We start from the raw sequence: 20,025 nt of genomic DNA, 5'->3' as shown, positions 1-20,025 counted from the left end.
AAATGGGGAAAGGTATGCGCTTTCGCGCACTGGTTGCCGTCGTAGGACTGCTGCTTACGGCAGTGACCGTTGAGGCCTTCGCTGTCACGCAGGTCAAGAGCATGCGTCTGTGGCGGGCACCGGACAACACGCGGCTGGTCTTCGACCTCTCGGGTCCGGTGGAGCACAGCGTGTTCACCCTGACCGCACCGGATCGCCTGGTCATCGATATCAATGGCGCCACCCTGGCCGCACCGCTGAGCGCGTCCACCTCCAACACGCCGATCACCAGCGTGCGCTCGGCGCAGCGGACCCCCACCGATCTGCGCGTGGTGGTCGACCTGAACAAGGCCGTCACCCCGAAAAGCTTCACCCTCGCGCCCAACGCCCAGTACGGCAACCGCCTGGTGGTCGACCTGTACGACCAGGAAGCCGACGCCGTGGCCGCGACCGCGCCGCCGACCCCGGTCGCCACCGCGCCAACCACCCCGGCCGTGCCGGTTACCCCGGCGCAGCCAGCGATCAAGCTGCCACCGGTACCGAACGGCAAGCGCGATATCGTCATCGCCATCGACGCCGGTCACGGCGGCGAGGACCCGGGAGCCTCGGGCTCGCGCGGCCAGCATGAAAAAGACATCGTCCTGCAGATCGCCAAGGAACTGCAGCGCCAGATCAACACCGAAAAGGGCTTCCGCGCCGAGCTGACCCGTACCGGCGACTACTTCATCCCGCTGCGCAAACGCACCGAGATCGCCCGCAAGAAAGGCGCCGACCTGTTCATCTCGATCCACGCCGACGCCGCACCGTCGAAGGCGGCGTTCGGTGCCTCGGTGTTCGCCCTGTCCGATCGCGGCGCGACCTCCGAGACCGCGCGCTGGCTGGCGGACAGCGAAAACCGCTCCGACCTGATCGGCGGTGCCGGCAACGTCAGCCTCGACGACAAGGACCGCATGCTCGCCGGCGTTCTCCTCGACCTGTCGATGACCGCGTCCCTCAGTTCCAGCCTCAATGTCGGGCAGAAAGTGCTGGGCAATATCGGCCGGGTCACCTCGCTGCACAAGCGCCGGGTCGAGCAGGCCGGGTTCATGGTGCTGAAGTCGCCGGACATCCCGTCGATCCTGGTGGAAACCGGCTTCATTTCGAATGCCAACGAAGCAGCCAAGCTGGCCACGCCGAGTCACCAGCAATCGCTGGCGCGTTCGATCCACAGTGGCGTGAAGCAGTTCTTCCAGCAGAACCCGCCGCCGGGCACCTACATCGCCTGGTTGCGTGACACCGGCAAGATCGCCCAGGGCCCGCGGGAGCATACGGTGCGTCCGGGCGAGACCCTGGCGATGATCGCCGTGCGTTACCAGGTCAGCGTCGCTGCGCTGCGCAGCAGCAACAGCCTGAAGAGCGATGAGCTGAAAGTCGGCCAGAACCTGGATATTCCCGCCACGACCCTGGCGGCCCAGCCATGAGTGCTGGTTCCCGGATCGAACTGCTCAGCCCGCGCCTGGCCAACCAGATCGCCGCGGGCGAGGTGGTCGAGCGCCCGGCTTCGGTGATCAAGGAACTGCTGGAAAACAGCCTGGATTCCGGCGCCCGCCGCATCGATGTGGAAGTGGAGCAGGGCGGCGTCAAGCTGCTCAAGGTGCGTGACGACGGCAGCGGCATCGCCTCCGACGATCTGCCGCTGGCGCTGGCCCGCCACGCCACCAGCAAGATCCGCGACCTCGAGGACCTGGAACGGGTGATGAGCCTGGGTTTCCGTGGCGAGGCCCTGGCCTCGATCAGCTCGGTGGCGCGCCTGACCCTGACCTCGCGTACCCGTGATGCGCAGCAGGCCTGGCAGGTGGAAACCGAAGGCCGCGACATGTCGCCACGGGTGCAGCCGGCCGCGCATCCGGTGGGCACTTCGGTGGAAGTCCGCGACCTGTTCTTCAATACGCCGGCCCGGCGCAAGTTCCTCAAGACCGAAAAGACCGAATTCGACCACCTCCAGGAAGTGATCCGGCGTCTTGCGCTGGCGCGCTTCGACGTGGGCTTTCACCTGCGCCACAACGGCAAGAGCATTCTCAGCCTGCATGAAGCGCCGGACGAGATCTCCCGCGCGCGGCGGGTCGGAGCCGTGTGCGGCCCGGGCTTCCTCGAGCAGGCGCTGCCGATCGAGATCGAACGCAACGGCTTGCATTTGTGGGGCTGGGTCGGCCTGCCCACCTTCTCGCGCAGTCAGGCGGACTTGCAGTACTTCTTCGTCAACGGCCGCGCGGTGCGCGACAAACTGGTTGCCCATGCCGTGCGCCAGGCCTATCGCGATGTCTTGTTCAACGGTCGGCATCCGACCTTCGTGCTGTTCCTTGAGCTCGATCCGACCGGAGTCGACGTCAACGTCCATCCGACCAAGCACGAAGTGCGCTTTCGTGATGGGCGCATGGTTCACGACTTCCTCTACGGCACTCTGCACCGGGCATTGGCCGATGTGCGGCCGGACGATCAGTTGGCGGCCCCCGCGGCGACCGCGGAAATCACCCGGCCGACCGGTCTGCAGGCTGGCGAATTCGGGCCCCAGGGTGAAATGCGCCTGTCCGCCAGCGTGCTCGAACAGCCTGTGGCCGCGCCTCAGACCAGTGTGGCGGGTGGTGGTTCCGGCGCGGGTTACCAGTACAACTACACGCCACGGCCGACGCCGGCGGTTGCCGTTGGCGAGAGCCGTGAGGTCTATCGCGAATTCTTCTCCCCGCTGCCGGGTGCGCAGCCCGCGGCCCTGCCCGAGAGCGAGAGCGATGTACCGCCGCTGGGCTACGCATTGGCGCAATTGAAGGGTATCTACATCCTCGCGGAAAACGCCCACGGCCTGGTCCTGGTGGACATGCACGCTGCCCACGAGCGGATCATGTACGAGCGCCTGAAGATCGCCATGGCCAGCGAAGGCCTGAGCGGCCAGCCGTTGCTGGTACCTGAATCCCTGGCCTTGAGCCAGCGCGAAGCGGATTGCGCCGAGGAACATGCGCAGTGGTTCCAGCGCCTGGGCTTCGAGCTGCAGCGCCTGGGCCCGGAAAGCCTGGCGATCCGGCAGATTCCGGCGCTGCTCAAGCAGGCCGAGGCCAATCGCCTGGTGCAGGACGTGCTTGCCGACCTGATGGAGTACGGCACCAGCGACCGCATCCAGGCGCACCTGAACGAGCTGCTTGGCACCATGGCCTGCCACGGCGCGGTGCGCGCCAATCGACGCCTGGCCATCCCGGAAATGAACGGCCTGCTGCGTGACATGGAAAACACCGAGCGCAGCGGGCAATGCAATCACGGTCGTCCGACCTGGACCCAGTTGGGCCTGGACGACCTGGACAAACTGTTTTTGCGCGGTCGTTGATGATGGCGGGTTCCAGACCTCCGGCGATATTTCTGATGGGCCCGACCGCCGCGGGCAAGACCGACCTGGCCATCGAATTGACCAAGGTGCTGCCGTGCGAACTGATCAGCGTCGACTCGGCACTGATCTATCGCGGCATGGATATCGGCACGGCCAAGCCGTCGAAGGAGATCCTCGCGGCGCATCCGCATCGCCTGATCGACATTCTCGATCCCGCCGAAAGCTATTCGGCGGCGGATTTTCGTCGCGACGCCCTCGAGGCCATGGCCGATATCACCGCCCGTGGCAAGATCCCGCTGCTGGTCGGGGGCACCATGCTCTATTACAAGGCGCTGCTGGAAGGCCTGGCGGACATGCCGCCGGCCGACCCCCAGGTTCGCGCCGAACTGGAAGCCCTGGCGCAGCAACAGGGGCTGCAGGCACTGCATGACGAACTGGCGGCCGTGGACCCGGTCTCGGCGGCACGCATTCATCCGAATGATCCGCAGCGTCTGATCCGTGCACTTGAAGTGTATCGGGTGAGCGGTTCAACGATGACGTCACATCGTTTGCGCCAAGCTGAGCAAAGTAATAGCACTGACACTTCTGGGCAGGGGCAATTGCCCTATACTGTCGCCAGCCTGGCCATCGCGCCGCGGGACCGGCAGGTTCTGCACGAGCGAATTGCGGCAAGATTCACACAAATGCTGGAACAGGGCTTCATTGACGAGGTCCGATTGCTGCGTGCGCGAAGTGACTTGCACGCGGGGCTGCCGTCTATACGGGCAGTGGGGTATCGTCAGGTCTGGGATCATCTTGATGGCAAGCTGACTTCAGTTGAAATGCAGGAGCGCGGCATCATTGCCACTCGCCAGTTGGCGAAGCGGCAGTTCACCTGGTTGCGCAGTTGGGCCGATGTGCACTGGTTGGACAGCCTGGCTTGCGACAATCTGTCTCGCACCTTGAAATACCTCGGGACCGTCTCCATATTGGGCTGAATCCCGCAATTGCCGTCTATCCTTGGGGGTGGGGCGGCTTGAGCCATCAGTTTTCTTGTTTTTTTACTATTGATCCTTACAGGAGTGCGGCATATGTCAAAAGGGCATTCGCTACAAGACCCTTACTTGAATACTTTGAGAAAAGAAAAAGTCGGGGTTTCGATCTATCTGGTCAACGGCATCAAGCTGCAAGGCACCATCGAGTCCTTCGACCAATTCGTCATCCTGCTGAAGAACACTGTCAGCCAGATGGTCTACAAGCACGCGATCTCGACCGTTGTTCCGGTCCGTCCAATTCGTCTGCCTAGCGCAGCTGATGCCGATCACGGCGACGCTGAGCCAGGTAACGCCTGATAGGAGCCTGCTTTGTTCTTTGAGCGCCACGGTGGTGGTGAGCGAGCCGTTCTCGTTCATCTGGAAGGTCAGAGCCCTGAGGCGCGCGAAGACCCGCAGGAGTTCCAGGAGCTGGCGCTGTCGGCCGGTGCCGATATCGTCGCGTTCGCCAATGTGGCGCGACACCAGCCCACTGCCAAGTTTCTGATTGGCAGCGGCAAGGTCGAGGAACTGCGCGACCTGGTCAAGGCCGAAGAGGCCGACCTGGTGATCTTCAACCACACCCTCACCCCGAGTCAGGAGCGCAACCTCGAACGCGTTTTCGAGTGTCGCGTGCTTGACCGTACCGGCCTGATCCTCGACATCTTCGCCCAACGCGCGCGGACCCACGAGGGCAAGCTGCAGGTCGAACTGGCGCAGCTCGAACACATGAGCACGCGCCTGGTCCGCGGCTGGACCCACCTTGAACGACAGAAAGGCGGTATCGGTCTGCGCGGTCCGGGTGAAACCCAGCTGGAAACCGACCGCCGTCTGCTGCGTGTGCGCCTGCGACAGATCAAGGCACGTCTGGAGAAGGTGCGCAGCCAGCGCGAACAGGCGCGGCGCGGACGCAAGCGCGCCGATGTGCCTTCGGTTTCACTGGTGGGCTACACCAACGCCGGCAAATCGACCCTGTTCAATGCGCTGACCGCTTCCGAGGTCTACGCCGCCGACCAGCTCTTCGCCACTCTCGACCCGACGCTGCGCCGGCTGCAACTGGCCGATATCGGGCCGATCGTGCTGGCCGACACCGTGGGTTTCATTCGTCACCTGCCACACAAGCTGGTCGAGGCTTTTCGGGCTACGCTCGAAGAGTCGAGCAATTCCGACCTGCTGCTGCATGTGATCGACGCCCACGAGCCCGAACGCATGGCGCAGATCGAACAGGTCATGGCGGTGCTCGGCGAGATCGGTGCGGAAGGCTTGCCGATCCTCGAGGTGTATAACAAACTCGATCTGCTTGAAGGCATTGAGCCACATATTCAGCGAAATGCCGATGGCAAGCCGGAGCGGGTCTGGGTTTCGGCCCGCGAAGGTCGCGGTCTTGAACTGGTGGGGCAGGCGATTGCCGAGTTGCTGGGGGACGATCTTTTTGTCGGTACCCTGCGCCTGGAACAGCGTTACGCGCGCTTGCGCGCGCAGTTCTTCGCGGCGGGGGCCGTGCAGAACGAAGCGCATGACGAGGAAGGCAGCAGCCTGTTGGCCGTGCGCCTGCCGCGGGCCGACTTCAACCGCCTGGTGGCGCGCGAAGGGCTCGAGCCTGTTGCGTTCATCGAACAACACACTTTGCAATAAAAGCCTGACGACGCGGTCAGGCGGCCGTGACAGGCATTCTGTAGCATTGGACGGCGCGCCGTTGGCGCGTCTTTGCTTTATCAGATGGAGAGCGCTATGGCTTGGAATGAGCCGGGTGGCAACTCGAACAATCAGGATCCCTGGGGTGGGCGCCGTGGCGGTGGTGGCGGCGACAAGAAAGGCCCTCCGGATCTCGACGAGGCCTTCCGCAAGCTGCAGGATAGCCTGAACGGCATGTTCGGCAGTGGCAAGAAACGTGGTGGCGGCGACAGCCTTCCCAAGGGTGGCGGCTTTGGCCTGCTGGGCGTTGGTCTTGCCGTGTTGGCGGCTATCTGGCTGTACAGCGCGGTCTACGTCGTGGACGAGCAGGAGCAGGCCGTGGTGCTGCGCTTCGGCAAGTACTATGAAACCGTCGGACCGGGCCTGAACATCTATTTCCCCCCGATCGATCGCAAGTACATGGAAAACGTCACGCGTGAGCGTGCGTACACCAAGCAGGGCCAGATGCTGACCGAGGACGAGAACATCGTCGAAGTGCCGCTGACCGTGCAGTACAAGATCAGCAACCTGCAGGACTTCGTGCTGAACGTCGACCAGCCTGAAGTCAGCCTGCAGCACGCGACCGACAGCGCCCTGCGCCACGTCGTGGGTTCCACTTCGATGGACAAGGTGCTGACCGAGGGTCGCGAGCAGATGGCCATCGAGATCAAGGAGCGTCTGCAACGTTTCCTCGATACCTATCGCACCGGTATCACCGTCACCCAGGTCAACGTGCAGAGCGCGGCAGCCCCGCGTGAAGTGCAGGAAGCCTTCGACGACGTGATCCGCGCCCGTGAAGACGAGCAGCGCGCCCGCAACCAGGCCGAGTCCTACGCCAATGGCGTGGTTCCTGAAGCGCGTGGCCAGGCGCAGCGCATCATCGAGGATGCCAACGGTTATCGCGATGAAGTCGTCTCGCGCGCCAAGGGTGAGGCCGACCGCTTCACCAAGCTGGTCGCCGAGTATCGCAAGGCGCCGGAAGTCACTCGCGAACGTCTGTACCTGGAGACCATGCAAGAGGTCTACAGCAACACCAGCAAGGTCCTGGTCACTGGCAAGGACGGGCAGAACAACCTGCTCTACCTGCCGCTCGACAAGATGGTCGATGGCAGCCGCAATGCCAACGCACCGGTCAGTGTCCCCGCGACTTCGGTCAATGACGCGGTGAACCGTGCCTCGGATCTGCAACAGCAACAGCCGCAACTGCGCACCAGGGAGAGCCGCTGATGAGCAATAAATCGCTGATCGCCCTGATCGTTGGCGTCGTCCTGGCCATCGTCGCCTGGAACAGCTTCTACATCGTTGCCCAGACCGAACGTGCGGTGCTCCTGCAATTCGGTCGTGTGGTCCAGGCGGATGTCCAGCCCGGTCTGCACGTCAAGGTTCCCTACGTGAACCAGGTGCGTAAGTTCGACGCCCGTCTGATGACCCTCGACGCCCCGACCCAGCGGTTCCTGACCCTGGAGAAGAAAGCGGTGATGGTCGATGCCTACGCCAAATGGCGGGTGAAGGACGCCGAGCGTTTCTACACCGCGACCTCCGGCATGAAGCAGATCGCCGACGAGCGTCTGTCCCGTCGTCTGGAAAGCGGCCTGCGTGACCAGTTCGGCAAGCGCACCCTGCACGAAGTGGTGTCCGGCGAGCGCGATGCGCTGATGGCGGACATCACCGGCTCGCTGAACCGCATGGCGGAGAAGGAGCTGGGCATCGAGGTGGTCGACGTTCGCGTCAAGGCCATCGACCTGCCGAAGGAAGTGAACCGCAGCGTGTTCGAGCGGATGAGCACCGAGCGTGAGCGTGAAGCCCGTGAGCACCGCGCCAAGGGTAACGAGCTGGCAGAAGGCATCCGTGCCGATGCCGATCGTCAGCGCCGTGTACTGCTGGCCGAAGCCTATCGCGAGTCGGAAGAGACCCGCGGTGACGGTGATGCCCAGGCAGCGTCGATCTATGCCAAGGCCTACGGCCAGGATCAGGACTTCTACGCGTTCTACCGTAGCCTGAATGCCTACCGTGAAAGCTTCAGCAGCAAGAACGACGTTCTGGTCCTCGACCCGAGCAGCGAGTTCTTCCGCTTCATGAACAAAGCGAAACCGTGACACCCGATCACCCCGCTGGGCGGCTAATGCGTCTGGCGGGGTGATTTCTGCAAGACAACGGGTGTATGATGCGGCAGCCGGGAAATTCCCGGCTTTTTTGCGTCTGCGAGATCGAATGATTCAACGCAAGACGCAGCACAGGATCTACGAGGGTATCGGCACTGCGGCAACGCTGGAATCGGCGCTGCGCGCGTGATTTGCCGGGACCTGCTTCACTCACGGCTGGCCCGCGGGCAAGCCGCCCGGACCACAGGGGAAATGGCGTAATGGCAACGGTAGACCGCTGGCTGCTGCCAGATGGCATCGAAGAAGTACTGCCACCGGAAGCGACGCGCATCGAGATTGCGCGTCGCCAGGTGTTGGATCTGTTCCAGAGTTGGGGTTACGAGTTCGTCGTGACGCCTCATATCGAGTACCTGGAATCGCTGCTCACCGGTGCCGGTCAGGACCTGGATCTGCGGACCTTCAAGGTGGTCGACCCGCAGTCGGGCCGGCAGATGGGGTTCCGCGCCGACATCACGCCGCAGGTCGCGCGCATCGATGCGCACACCCTGCGCCGCGAAGGTCCGACCCGTCTGTGCTATGCCGGCAGCGTGCTGCACGCCCAGCCGCGGGCACTGTCGACCTCGCGCAGCCCGATCCAGCTCGGTGCCGAGCTGTATGGCGATGCCAGCCCGGTCAGTGACGTCGAAGTGATCAGCCTGATGCTGGCCATGCTGCAACTGGCCGATGTGTCGGATGTGCACATGGACCTCGGTCATGTCGGCATCTACCGTGGCCTGGCGCGTGCCGCCGGCCTGTCCGGCGCGGTCGAGCAGCAGCTGTTCGACGCCCTGCAGCGCAAGGCCATCGACGAAGTCGTGGCGCTGACCGCCAATCTGCCGGCGGATCTGGCTGGCATGCTGCGCGCCCTGACCGAGCTGTGTGGCGGTCGTGAAGTGCTGGAAGCGGCCCGCGTGCGTCTGGGCCGTGCTCCGGCGGCGGTGCTGGCGGCGCTGGACGACCTGATGAGCATTGCCGACCGGCTGACCTCGCGTTACCCGGATCTGCCGCTGTATTTCGACCTGGGCGAGCTGCGTGGCTACCACTACCACACCGGTGTGGTGTTCGCCGCGTTCGTTCCGGGCGTCGGCCAGTCGATCGCCCAGGGTGGTCGTTACGACGATATCGGCGCCGACTTCGGCCGGGCACGTCCGGCCACCGGTTTCTCCACGGATTTGAAGACCCTTGTGACACTGGGGCGGGCAGAGATCGTATTGCCCACTGGCGGGATCTGGATGCCCGACAGCGGCGATGCGGCTCTGTGGCAGTTGGTCTGCCAGTTGCGCAGTGACGGTCAACGGGTTGTGCAGGCACTGCCTGGCCAGCCACTGACTGCCGCCATCGAGGCGGACTGCGACCGGCAATTGATTCTGCAAAACGGGCTCTGGCAGGTTCTGCCACTGGCCATCTGAGATTAGCCGCCGGCCCAGTGGCCGGCGCCAAGTTTGCGCGAATGAGGACAAGTGTTATGGGTAAGAATGTCGTAGTCCTGGGCACCCAGTGGGGTGATGAGGGCAAAGGCAAGATCGTCGATCTGCTGACCGAACATGCTGCCGCCGTAGTGCGCTACCAGGGTGGCCACAACGCCGGTCACACACTGGTCATCGACGGTGAGAAAACCGTGCTGCATCTGATTCCTTCGGGCGTGCTGCGCGAAGGCGTGCAATGCCTGATCGGCAACGGCGTGGTGGTCGCACCCGACGCCCTGCTGCGTGAAATCGTCAAGCTGGAAGAGAAGGGCGTACCGGTTCGCGATCGCCTGCGCATCAGCCCGGCCTGCCCGCTGATCCTGTCCTACCACGTCGCCCTCGACCAGGCGCGCGAGAAGGCCCGTGGCGAGCAGAAGATCGGCACCACCGGTCGCGGCATCGGCCCGGCCTACGAAGACAAGGTCGCTCGTCGCGGCCTGCGCGTCGGCGATCTGTTCCACCGCGAGCGTTTCGCCGCCAAGCTGGGTGAGCTGCTGGACTACCACAACTTCCAGCTGGTCAATTACTACAAAGAGCCGGCCATCGACTTCCAGCAGACCCTGGACCAGTGCATGGAATACGCCGAGCAGCTGAAGCCGATGATGCTCGACGTCACCGCCGAACTGCACGCGCTGCGTCGCGCCGGCAAGGACATCATGTTCGAAGGCGCCCAGGGCTCGCTGCTGGACATCGACCACGGTACCTACCCGTACGTGACCAGCTCCAACACCACCGCCGGCGGTATCGCCACCGGTTCCGGTGTTGGCCCGATGTACATCGACTACATCCTCGGCATCACCAAGGCCTACACCACTCGCGTCGGCTCCGGTCCGTTCCCGACCGAACTGTTCGATGACGTCGGTGCCTACCTGGCCAAGCGCGGTCACGAGTTCGGTGCCACTACCGGTCGCGCGCGTCGCTGCGGTTGGTTCGACGCCGTCATCCTGCGTCGCGCCATCGACGTCAACAGCATCTCGGGCCTGTGCCTGACCAAGCTGGACGTGCTGGACGGTCTGGAGACCATCCGCATCTGCGTGGGCTACAAGAACGAGAACGGCGCGGTCATCGACGCACCGACCGATGCCGACAGCTACATCGGTCTGGAGCCGATCTACGAGGAAATGCCGGGCTGGACCGAGTCGACCGTGGGCGCCAAGACCCTGGAAGAACTGCCGGCCAACGCCCGTGCCTACATCAAGCGTGTGGAAGAGCTGGTCGGCGCGCCGATCGACATCATCTCCACCGGCCCTGACCGCAACGAGACCATCGTGCTGCGTCACCCGTTCGCCTGATTCGCTGACATAGCAACAACTGGGGTCGCAAAGCGGCCCCAACGCCAAAGGCCCCTTTTCAGGGGCCTTTGGCGTTTTTGCCCTCTCACTGCGGCACAAGCTTTGCTGTGAAATTGCCTTCAGGGATGCCATCACTGTAATGGCTCCGAAAAGCAGAGGGATTTATTGTGTCTGCGGTTATCTCATTGTTACGAAGCCGCCTCTTGCGGCCTGTCTTTGTGGCGCTTGGTATCGCTCTTTTGGTGCAAGTGGTGGTCGCTGTGGTACTGACCCGCAGCACGGTCACCGCACTGGAAGCCGATCTGGGCAATCGTCTGGGCACCGACAGCCAGAAACTGGCGACGGAGCTGGACCAGGCTGCGAAGGAGGTCAGCTCGGGGCTGAGCAGCCTTTCCGAAAGTACCCGCCAACGCCTGACCGCCGGTTTGTCGTCGCGTCTGGAAGAAGAACAGGCGCAATTGCGCGCCACCCTGGAGAAAAACCTGCGCGACTCGGCCAACGACATGGCCGAGCTGCTCGCCTCGGTGGCACCGCGGGCGATCTGGGACGTCGACGTACCGACCCTGTCGGAGTTCGCCCGTCGTGCCCAGCGCAACCCCAACGTTCTGTTCGTGGTCTATGACAACGCCGAAGGCGAACACCTGACCCGCTATCTCAACCGTCAAAATCCGGTCAACCAGGCTCTGCTTGAAAAAGGCCAGGGCGAACGGGCGCTGGACAAGGTCCTGGATGCCGCGCGCAACGATCCGTCGGTGTACTTCCTCGAAGCCTCGATCAACCCCAACGGTGTGGAGATCGGCAAGGTGCTGATGGGGGTTTCCACCGCGTCGGTGGATGCCGAACTGCAGGCGCTGGACAAGCGTTTCTCCGCGTTGATCGCCAGCGGCGACCAGATGGTCGCCGACAGCCTGACCAGCGCCGCCGCCGATAGCACCAAGGCCCTGCAGAACCGTCTGCAAACGGCCCAGGGCAGTGCCTTGCAGATGAAAGCCAATACCTCGCAAAGCGTCCAGGACGCTGCCTCCACGCTGCGCTGGCGCATCGGTCTGGGCCTGGCCCTGGTGGGTTGCGGCGTGCTGCTGGTGGTCGCGGTGGTGCTCGGCCGCCGTGTGGTGAACAAGCTGCGCCTGCTGATCGCCGCGCTCGATGACCTTGCCGCCGGCGAAGGTGACCTGACCAAGCGCGTGACCATCGACAGTCGCGACGAGATCGGCGACATGGCGGCAGCGGTCAACCGCTTCGTCGACAAGCTGCAACCCATCGTGCGTGAAGCCGGGGAGGTGGCCCAGCGCACTGGCATCGAAATCAGCAGCATGGCGCAGCACAGTGCCGGTGCCGACTCCGCCGCGGCGATGCAGCGCGACGAAGTGGCCGAAAGCCTGCGCGCTCTGTCGAGCATGGCTGACGAGGCCCAGGCGGAAAGCCGTGCCATGCAGGAAGCCCTGCAGCAGGTGGTGGACATCCGCCAGGCCACCGATGAGAACAGCCGCAGTTCGGCCCAGGTGGCCAAGCTGATTGAGGCCCTGGCCGGGCAGGTGGAGACCGGTTCGAAAGTCATCGAGCGCCTGGCCGAGCAGAGCGAGCAGATCGAAGTGGTGCTGACGGTGATCCACGGCATCGCCGAGCAGACCAACCTGCTCGCCCTGAACGCGGCGATCGAGGCGGCGCGGGCCGGGGAAACCGGGCGTGGCTTTGCCGTGGTCGCCGACGAGGTGCGTGCCCTGGCGAGCAAGACGCAGAGCTCCACGGGCGATATCCAGGCGCATATCGGTGCCCTGCAGCAGGGGGCGAAGGAGGCGGTGGCGGCGATCAGCCAGGCCGGTCGTCAGGCCAGCGAAGGCTTGCTGGTGCTGCGCGACAATGCCCGTCTGCAGCAGACCGTGCAGGTGTCGGTGGAGCAGGTGCACGCGGCCATCGGACTCGCCACCCGTGCTGCCGAGCAGCAGGCCCAGGGGGCGCAGGCGGTGCGGGGGCGGGTGGAGAACATCCATGCCCAGGCCGAACGGGCGGCCCAGGTGGTGATGCAGACCACCGCCAGCAGCAAGGTCCTCGATGGTCTGGCGGCCCAGCTCAAGGCCAGCCTGGGCCAGTTCCGCGCCTGATCAGGCGCGGTTCAGGTACATCCGGGTGGTCAGCAGGTACACCGGCAACCCGGACACCAGGATCAGCAGCGCCGCATAGGGCGCCGCCGCGGCGAACTCGACGTTGGCGGTGTGCGCCCAGACCTCGGTGGCCAGGGTGGTCATGCCGGTGGGGCTGAGCAGCAGGGTCGCGGTCAGCTCCTTCATGGCATCAAGGAACACCAGGGCGAAGGCGGCGGCCAGGGCCGGGAAGATGATCGGCAGGGTCACCCGGCAGAACGCCATGAAGGGCGTCGCGCCGAGGGTCCGTGCGGCTTCCTCCAGCTGCGGCGCGGCCTTGGTCAGCGCGGTGCGTACCGGCGCCTGGGCCAGGGGCAGGAACAGCAGGGCATAGGCCAGCAGCAACAGTCCCGTGGTCTGGTACGCCGCCGGCACGTAGTGCAGGGCGAAGTACACCAGCGTCAGGGCGATCACCAATCCCGGCAGGGCATGCAGCAGGTACGGCAGGCGTTCGGCCCAGATCGCCAGGCGGCCCTTGTAGCGCACCACCAGGAAACTCACCGGCAAGGCCAGCAGCAGGCTGACGCCCGCGCCACCCAAGGCCAGCGACAGCGACGAGAACAGCGCCCGGCTGATGTCCGCGACCGGGAAGGCCGCCGACGAGCCCACGCTCAGCCAGTACGCCAGCATGCCCAGGGGAATGCCGCTGCCGAGGATCGCCAGGCCCAGGCAATACAGCTGGCCCAGCGGCATCCACGTCCCCAGGCGCACCGGCGCGCCACGCCGCGCCACGCCCTGGCCGATTCGCACATGGCGGGCCTTGCCGCGTACCCGCAGCTCCAGCCAGAGCATCAGCAGGCACATCAACAGCAGCACCGCCGAAAGCATCGCCGCGTTGGCGTTGCTGAATTCCAGCTCGAACTGCTGGTAGATCGCCGTGGTGAAGGTCTGCAGGTTGAGGATCGACAGCGCGCCGAACTCCACCAGCATGTGCAGGGCGATCAGCAGGCAGCCGCCGAGCACCGACGGCCACAGCAGCGGCAGGGTGACCCGGCGGAACACTGCCCAGCGATTGCAGCCCATGGTTCGCGCCGACTCCTCCAGCGAGGTGTCGAGGTTGCGCAAGGTCGCCGCCACCGGGAGGAATACCAGCGGGTACTTGGACAGGCTCATCACCAGGATGGCGCCCCACAGCCCTTCGAACTTCGGACTCAGGGACACCCAGGTGAAGCCGCTGACGAACGACGGCACGGCGAACGGCAGGCACAGGATCACGCCCCACAGGCGGCGTCCCGGCAGGTCGCTGCGTTCCAGCAGCCAGGCCAGTGACAGACCGACCAGCGCGCAGCTCAGCGTGACCCCGACCATCAGCAGCAGGGTGTTGCGCATCAGGCCCCAGACGAAGGGGCGCCAGATCAGGCGCAGTGCTTCGTGCCAGCCGGCCTGCCAGGTCTTCAGCGCGACATACAGCAGCGGCAGCAGGCTCAGGCCGACCAGCAGCAGGACCGGAAGGACCACCCAGAGCGAGGGTCGCCTGCGCCGCGGCACGAAGCCGGTGGCCGGCGCCACGGGAAGCGCGGCGCTCATCAGAGCAGGCCGACTTCGCGTTCGAGTTCCAGCGCTTCCTCGGCGTTGCCCAGGTCGGCCGGGGTGATCCGCGGCGGACGCAGCTCTTCGAACGGCTTCAGACCCTGATCGGAAACCATGCCTTTGTGCAGCGGGTACTCGGCGGTGGTCTGGGTGATGACGCGCTGGCCTTCCTCGCTGGCCATCCAGGCGAGCAGGGCCTGGGCCTCTTGCGGATGCTTGCTGGCCTTGACCGCGGCGGCGCCGGAGATGGTCATCAGGCCGCCGACATCGCCGTCAGCCAGGTAGTACAGCTTCGAATCCAGTTGGCCGCGTTCCTTTTTCAGGGCGTACCAGTAGTAGTTGTTCACCAGCACCGCGGCGACTTCACCGTTCTCCACGGCTTTCAGTGCCACCATGTTGTTGGTGTAGGTCTTGCCGAAGGCCTTGAGGCCGGTCAGCCACTCCTCGGCGGCTTCGCGACCGTGGAGCTTGAGGATGGCCACCGCCTGTTCCTGGAAGGCGCCGCTGGTGGGCACGAAACCGACCTTGCCGTCCCACTCGGGGTTGGCGAAGTCCATGACCGATGGCGGCAGGTCTTTCTCGTCGATCACTTTCGGGTTGAAGGCCACCACCCGGGTGCGTGCGGTCACGCCCATCCAGGTGCCGTTGGCGGCGACGAATTCCTTGGGCAGCACGTCCAGGGTGGTCTGTTCGATCTTGCTCAGCAGGCCCAGCTCGCCGAGGTTGTTCAGCGGAGGCGATTCCTCGGTGTAGATCACGTCGGCGGGGGAGCGCTCGCCCTCTTCGATGATCTGGCTGGCCAGCTGATTGCTGCTGCCCTTGCGGATATTGATATGGATGCCGGTCTTGGCCTCGTAGGCCTTGGCGATGGCCTCGCCGATTTCCTTGTGCTGGCCGTTGTAGAGCGTCAGGGTCACCGGGTCGGCGGCCAGGGCGGCCGGTGTGGCGAGCACCAGGCCAAGGAGGGAAACGGCCAGGCCGCGCAGAATCGGGGTACGGCGGATCGTCATGCGGGTGGTTCCTCGCTTACGGCTACATATTTGGAAACAATGGTAAACGAAATTGTTTCTCAAGTGGCCGCATGACGGGAAATTCATGAGCAGGCTATCGAGTCATCTCGTGACAGGAAGCGCTGAGGGAGAGGAGTGCGCGGGCGGTTGCCGAATAACAGGCATAAAAAAACCCGCTTTCGCGGGTTTCTTTGAAATATGGTGCCCAGAAGAAGACTCGAACTTCCACGACCGTAAGGTCACCAGCACCTGAAGCTGGCGTGTCTACCAATTTCACCATCTGGGCAAAGTTTGAAGCATTTGAAACATGATCAGTGTAGCGTGTCGCATAAACAGATCAGTGATCTGAAATTTGAAATTGGTGCCCAGAAGAAGACTCGAACTTCCACGACCGTAAGGTCACCAGCACCTGAAGCTGGCGTGTCTACCAATTTCACCATCTGGGCATTTCGTTGATTTCGCTTCGATGCATTACAGCGTGACATCGTGCGGCTTCTCAACTATAACGACGGTCTCCGTCGCTGTGGTGCGCACTATACGGATGCCCCCTGGGGCTGTAAACCCCCATCCGAAAAAAATCTTAAAAAATTCAAGCCGTTGATCGACCTCAGCCGAGAAACGCCAAACAGGCTGTCCCTGGCGGGGCTGTCCAAGGCTGAAATTTCCGGTTTCAATACGGCTATGCCAAACTAACCCTTATATAGACAAGGTGAACCCCTCCTAATGGCCGATTGGCAGTCCCTCGATCCCGAGGCCGCTCGTGAAGCGGAAAAATACGAAAACCCCATCCCAAGCCGTGAGCTGATCCTCCAGCACCTCGCCGAACGAGGCTCGCCGGCTGCGCGCGAGCAACTGGTTGAGGAATTCGGCCTGCAGACCGAGGACCAGATCGAAGCCCTGCGTCGTCGCCTGCGGGCGATGGAGCGTGACGGCCAGCTTATCTACACCCGGCGCGGCACCTATGCCCCGGTGGACAAGCTCGACCTGATCCTCGGTCGCGTTTCCGGTCACCGCGACGGTTTCGGTTTCCTCATCCCCGACGATGGCACCGAAGACCTGTTCCTCAGCCCGTCGCAGATGCGCCTGGTGTTCGACGGCGACCGCGCCCTGGCCCGGGTTTCCGGTGTCGACCGCCGCGGCCGCCGTGAAGGCGTGCTGGTGGAGATCATTTCCCGCGCCCACGAAAGCATCGTCGGCCGCTATTTCGAAGAAGGCGGCATCGGCTTCGTCACCGCCGACAACCCGAAGATCCAGCAGGAAGTGCTGGTTACCCCGGGACGCAATGCCGGCGCCAAGATCGGTCAGTTCGTCGAGGTGAAGATCACCCACTGGCCGACCCCGCGCTTCCAGCCCCAGGGCGATGTCGTCGAGGTCATCGGCAACTACATGGCGCCGGGCATGGAAATCGACGTGGCCCTGCGCAGCTACGACATTCCCCACGTCTGGCCGGAAGCGGTGATCAAGGAAGCCCGCAAGCTCAAGCCGGATGTGGAAGAGAAGGACAAGGAAAAGCGCATCGACCTGCGCCACCTGCCGTTCGTCACCATCGACGGTGAGGATGCCCGCGACTTCGACGACGCCGTCTACTGCGAAAGCCTCGGCAAGCTGCGCCTGTTCTCTGGTGGCTGGCGCCTGTACGTGGCCATCGCCGACGTGTCCAGCTACGTGCGTCTCGGTTCGGCGCTGGATGCCGAAGCCCTGGTCCGCGGCAACTCGGTGTACTTCCCCGAGCGTGTGATCCCGATGCTGCCGGAGGAATTGTCCAACGGCCTGTGCTCGCTGAACCCGCACGTCGATCGCCTGGCCATGGTCTGTGAAATGACCATGAACAAGTCCGGGCAGATGGTCGACTACCAGTTCTACGAAGCGGTGATCCATTCCCACGCGCGGCTGACCTACAACAAGGTCAGCAGCATGCTCGAGCACTCGCGCACCCGCGAAGGCCGTGCCCTGCGCGAGGAATACAGCGAAGTGGTGCCGCACCTGAAGCAGCTCTATGCGCTGTACAAGGTGCTCCTGGCCGCCCGTCATACCCGTGGCGCGATCGACTTCGAGACCCAGGAAACCCGCATCATCTTCGGCGCCGAGCGCAAGATCGCGGAAATCCGTCCGACCGTGCGCAACGATGCGCACAAGCTGATCGAGGAATGCATGCTGGCGGCCAACGTGGCCACCGCCGAGTTCCTCAAGAAGCATGAGATTCCGGCTCTGTACCGGGTCCACGACGGTCCGCCGCCGGAGCGTCTGGAAAAGCTGCGCGCCTTCCTCGGCGAGCTCGGCCTGTCCCTGCACAAGGGCAAGGACGGTCCGTCGCCGAAGGACTACCAGGCCCTGCTGGCCAATATCTCCGACCGTCCGGACTTCCACCTGATCCAGACCGTCATGCTGCGCTCCCTGAGCCAGGCGGTGTACAGCGCCGACAACAACGGCCACTTCGGCCTGAACTACGAGGCGTACACCCACTTCACCTCGCCGATCCGCCGTTATCCGGACCTGCTGGTGCACCGCGCCATTCGCAGCGTGATCCGTTCCCGCCAGGACACCCCGCACGTCAAGCGCGCCGGGGCGATGAGCATTCCCAAGGCGCGGATCTACCCGTACGACGAGAACACCCTGGAGCAACTGGGCGAACAGTGCTCGATGAGCGAGCGGCGCGCCGACGAGGCGACCCGCGACGTGGTCAACTGGCTCAAGTGCGAATACATGAAGGACCGCGTCGGCGAATCCTTCCCGGGCGTGATCACCGCGGTGACCGGTTTCGGCCTGTTCGTCGAGCTGACCGACATCTACGTCGAAGGCATGGTCCACGTCAGCGCGCTGCCGGGTGACTACTACCATTTCGACCCGGTTCACCATCGCCTCACCGGCGAGCGTACCGGTCGCAGCTTCCGCCTCGGCGATACCGTCGAAGTGCGGGTGATGCGCGTCGACCTTGAGCAGCGCAAGATCGATTTCGAGATGTCCGAGAATGCCCTCAAGGCACCGATCGGACGCAAGCAGCGCTCGACCGAGCCAGCGGCCCCGGCGCCGGCGGCGAAGATCGGCGTGGGCGCCAAGGCCAAGGCAGCGGAGCCTGTCCCGGAAGAGCGTGCGGCCCGTCGCAACAAGAAGGGCGAGACCTCCGAGGCGTATTTCTCCTCCCATGCCGCGGCGAACAACGCCGAAGTGCGCAAGAGCCGGGAAATGAAGAAGGCGCTGATGTCCGATGCCAAGCACGCCCATGCCAGCGGCAAGCCTTCGGGCAAGTCGTCCGGCAAGTCGGACAAGCCGACCAAGCACCGCAAGGGACCGCCTAAATCCGGTTCCTCTTCCCGCAAGAGCAAAGGCAAGTCATGAGTCAGTTGGAAAAGATCTACGGCGTGCATGCCGTGGAAGCCCTGTTGCGTCATCACCCCAAGCGGGTCAAGCAGATCTGGTTGTCCGAAGGGCGTAGCGAGCCGCGCATCCAGGCGCTGCTGGCCCTGGCCACGGAAAATCGCGTGGCGGTCGGCCAGGCCGAGCGTCGCGAGCTGGATGCTTGGGTCGAAGGCGTGCACCAGGGCGTGGTCGCCGAGGTCAGCCCGAGCCAGGTGTGGGGCGAGGCGATGCTCGACGAGCTGCTGGATCGCACCGAGGGCGCGCCGCTGCTGTTGGTGCTGGATGGCGTCACCGACCCGCACAACCTCGGCGCCTGCCTGCGGACCGCCGATGCCGCCGGTGTGCAGGCGGTGATCGTGCCGAAGGACAAGTCGGCGACCTTGACCGCCGCGGTGCGCAAGGTCGCCTGCGGCGCCGCCGAAGTGATCCCGCTGGTGGCGGTGACCAACCTCGCGCGGACCCTGGAAAAGCTGCAGCAGCGCGGCCTGTGGGTCGTCGGCACCGCCGGCGAGGCGCAGCAGGAACTGTATCAGCAGGACATGACCGGGCCGACCGTGCTGGTCATGGGCGCGGAAGGCAAGGGCATGCGCCGCCTGACCCGCGAGCACTGCGATTTCCTGGTGAAGTTGCCGATGGCTGGTAGCGTGAGCAGTCTGAACGTCTCGGTGGCGACCGGGGTTTGCCTGTTCGAAGCGGTTCGCCAGCGCTCGGCAGGCAAATAACCGTTCTTGCTATCCCCTGTGGGAGCGAGCTTGCTCGCTCCCACGATCGTTCCTGAGCCGGTCTTCTATCGGCGCTGCTCAATATTTCACCAATCTCCTTGCTTGTCCCACCGCGCTTCTCTACAATTGCGCGCCTTGTCCCGGGCATACGTGCCTGGTTCAGGACAAGACATACAGTGTCATTCACTCCTTGTCTGACCGCTTTGTCGGCAGACTACAACCCGTAAGGAGCATTCATGCGTCATTACGAAATCATCTTCCTGGTCCACCCTGACCAGAGCGAGCAAGTCGGCGGCATGGTTGAGCGTTACACCAAGCTGATCGAAGAAGACGGCGGCAAGATCCACCGTC

General features: G+C 64.1%; 15 protein-coding genes and 2 tRNA genes. 13 read left to right on the top strand and 4 right to left on the bottom strand.

The features are described from left to right. The first annotated feature begins 2 nt into the window (after positions 1–2). The 10 genes from CHB99_RS02365 (at position 3) to CHB99_RS02320 (ending at position 13,016) form a co-directional block, all read left to right on the top strand. Positions 3–1,439, top strand: coding sequence for an N-acetylmuramoyl-L-alanine amidase (locus CHB99_RS02365; RefSeq protein WP_212555901.1), 1,437 nt, complete (start codon positions 3–5; stop codon positions 1,437–1,439). Beyond that, the gene (gene mutL, locus CHB99_RS02360) at positions 1,436–3,331 is read left to right on the top strand and encodes a DNA mismatch repair endonuclease MutL (protein ID WP_042120298.1); all 1,896 of its coding nucleotides are present in this window, start codon (positions 1,436–1,438) and stop codon (positions 3,329–3,331) included. Before CHB99_RS02365 ends, mutL begins: the two co-directional genes overlap by 4 nt. A gap of 2 nt (positions 3,332–3,333) precedes the next feature. After that, positions 3,334–4,308 (top strand): tRNA (adenosine(37)-N6)-dimethylallyltransferase MiaA, encoded by a 975-nt coding sequence (gene miaA / locus CHB99_RS02355; protein ID WP_042120651.1) that lies wholly within the window; start codon positions 3,334–3,336, stop codon positions 4,306–4,308. Between the two features lie 93 nt (positions 4,309–4,401). Beyond that, complete coding sequence (hfq, locus tag CHB99_RS02350) at positions 4,402–4,662, top strand: RNA chaperone Hfq (protein WP_009399549.1); 261 nt, start codon at positions 4,402–4,404, stop codon at positions 4,660–4,662. A 12-nt stretch (positions 4,663–4,674) separates the two neighbouring features. Continuing rightward, positions 4,675–5,976 carry a ribosome rescue GTPase HflX gene (hflX, locus tag CHB99_RS02345; RefSeq protein ID WP_042120294.1) on the top strand — a complete coding sequence of 434 codons (1,302 nt, stop codon included), beginning with the start codon at positions 4,675–4,677 and terminating at the stop codon, positions 5,974–5,976. A 96-nt stretch (positions 5,977–6,072) separates the two neighbouring features. Beyond that, positions 6,073–7,242, top strand: coding sequence for an FtsH protease activity modulator HflK (gene hflK / locus CHB99_RS02340; RefSeq protein WP_042120293.1), 1,170 nt, complete (start codon positions 6,073–6,075; stop codon positions 7,240–7,242). After that, on the top strand, positions 7,242–8,111 hold the full coding sequence (gene hflC / locus CHB99_RS02335; RefSeq protein ID WP_042120291.1) for a protease modulator HflC: 870 nt from the start codon (positions 7,242–7,244) through the stop codon (positions 8,109–8,111). Before hflK ends, hflC begins: the two co-directional genes overlap by 1 nt. Positions 8,112–8,377: 266 nt before the next feature. Beyond that, a complete protein-coding gene (locus tag CHB99_RS02330) occupies positions 8,378–9,565 on the top strand; it encodes an ATP phosphoribosyltransferase regulatory subunit (protein WP_042120290.1) in 1,188 nt (395 codons plus the stop codon). Positions 9,566–9,621: 56 nt separating this feature from the next. After that, positions 9,622–10,914, top strand: a complete 1,293-nt coding sequence (locus CHB99_RS02325) for an adenylosuccinate synthase (protein WP_042120289.1) — start codon at positions 9,622–9,624, stop codon at positions 10,912–10,914. Between the two features lie 167 nt (positions 10,915–11,081). Beyond that, positions 11,082–13,016, top strand: a complete 1,935-nt coding sequence (locus CHB99_RS02320; RefSeq protein WP_042120287.1) for a methyl-accepting chemotaxis protein — start codon at positions 11,082–11,084, stop codon at positions 13,014–13,016. Here the strand turns inward: CHB99_RS02320 and CHB99_RS02315 are convergent, their stop codons facing one another. From CHB99_RS02315 to CHB99_RS02300, 4 genes are all read right to left on the bottom strand, one after another. Beyond that, positions 13,017–14,582 (bottom strand): ABC transporter permease, encoded by a 1,566-nt coding sequence (locus CHB99_RS02315; RefSeq protein ID WP_042120285.1) that lies wholly within the window; start codon positions 14,580–14,582, stop codon positions 13,017–13,019. It abuts the gene before it with no gap. Further along, complete coding sequence (locus CHB99_RS02310) at positions 14,582–15,595, bottom strand: extracellular solute-binding protein (protein WP_042120283.1); 1,014 nt, start codon at positions 15,593–15,595, stop codon at positions 14,582–14,584. Before CHB99_RS02310 ends, CHB99_RS02315 begins: the two co-directional genes overlap by 1 nt. A 199-nt stretch (positions 15,596–15,794) precedes the next feature. Next, positions 15,795–15,881: transfer RNA gene (locus CHB99_RS02305), tRNA-Leu, on the bottom strand. A gap of 73 nt (positions 15,882–15,954) precedes the next feature. Further along, positions 15,955–16,041 (bottom strand) — tRNA-Leu (locus CHB99_RS02300). Positions 16,042–16,318: 277 nt separating this feature from the next. On the opposite strand from CHB99_RS02300, the gene rnr reads away from it, so the two are divergent. From rnr to CHB99_RS02285, 3 genes are all read left to right on the top strand, one after another. After that, positions 16,319–18,931, top strand: coding sequence for a ribonuclease R (rnr, locus tag CHB99_RS02295; RefSeq protein ID WP_042120282.1), 2,613 nt, complete (start codon positions 16,319–16,321; stop codon positions 18,929–18,931). After that, positions 18,928–19,674 (top strand): 23S rRNA (guanosine(2251)-2'-O)-methyltransferase RlmB, encoded by a 747-nt coding sequence (gene rlmB, locus CHB99_RS02290; protein ID WP_042120281.1) that lies wholly within the window; start codon positions 18,928–18,930, stop codon positions 19,672–19,674. Before rnr ends, rlmB begins: the two co-directional genes overlap by 4 nt. A 236-nt stretch (positions 19,675–19,910) precedes the next feature. Continuing rightward, a partial coding sequence (locus CHB99_RS02285; RefSeq protein WP_170946356.1) for a 30S ribosomal protein S6 occupies positions 19,911–20,025 on the top strand: 115 nt, incomplete at its 3' end.

This window comes from Pseudomonas japonica (genome assembly GCF_900188455.1).
In the GTDB taxonomy this organism is placed as follows: domain Bacteria; phylum Pseudomonadota; class Gammaproteobacteria; order Pseudomonadales; family Pseudomonadaceae; genus Aquipseudomonas; species Aquipseudomonas japonica.
The sequence above is the reverse complement of the archived record's forward strand: the minus strand, read 5'-3'. Positions and strand labels throughout refer to the sequence as shown.

Coding starts and splice junctions, on each gene's coding strand:
- CHB99_RS02365 (WP_212555901.1), top strand. CDS start 3: ATGGGGAAAGGTATGCGCTTTCGCGCACTGGTTGCCGTCGTAGGACTG.
- mutL (WP_042120298.1), top strand. CDS start 1,436: ATGAGTGCTGGTTCCCGGATCGAACTGCTCAGCCCGCGCCTGGCCAAC.
- miaA (WP_042120651.1), top strand. CDS start 3,334: ATGGCGGGTTCCAGACCTCCGGCGATATTTCTGATGGGCCCGACCGCC.
- hfq (WP_009399549.1), top strand. CDS start 4,402: ATGTCAAAAGGGCATTCGCTACAAGACCCTTACTTGAATACTTTGAGA.
- hflK (WP_042120293.1), top strand. CDS start 6,073: ATGGCTTGGAATGAGCCGGGTGGCAACTCGAACAATCAGGATCCCTGG.
- hflC (WP_042120291.1), top strand. CDS start 7,242: ATGAGCAATAAATCGCTGATCGCCCTGATCGTTGGCGTCGTCCTGGCC.
- CHB99_RS02330 (WP_042120290.1), top strand. CDS start 8,378: ATGGCAACGGTAGACCGCTGGCTGCTGCCAGATGGCATCGAAGAAGTA.
- CHB99_RS02325 (WP_042120289.1), top strand. CDS start 9,622: ATGGGTAAGAATGTCGTAGTCCTGGGCACCCAGTGGGGTGATGAGGGC.
- CHB99_RS02315 (WP_042120285.1), bottom strand. CDS start 14,582: ATGAGCGCCGCGCTTCCCGTGGCGCCGGCCACCGGCTTCGTGCCGCGG.
- CHB99_RS02310 (WP_042120283.1), bottom strand. CDS start 15,595: ATGACGATCCGCCGTACCCCGATTCTGCGCGGCCTGGCCGTTTCCCTC.
- rnr (WP_042120282.1), top strand. CDS start 16,319: ATGGCCGATTGGCAGTCCCTCGATCCCGAGGCCGCTCGTGAAGCGGAA.
- rlmB (WP_042120281.1), top strand. CDS start 18,928: ATGAGTCAGTTGGAAAAGATCTACGGCGTGCATGCCGTGGAAGCCCTG.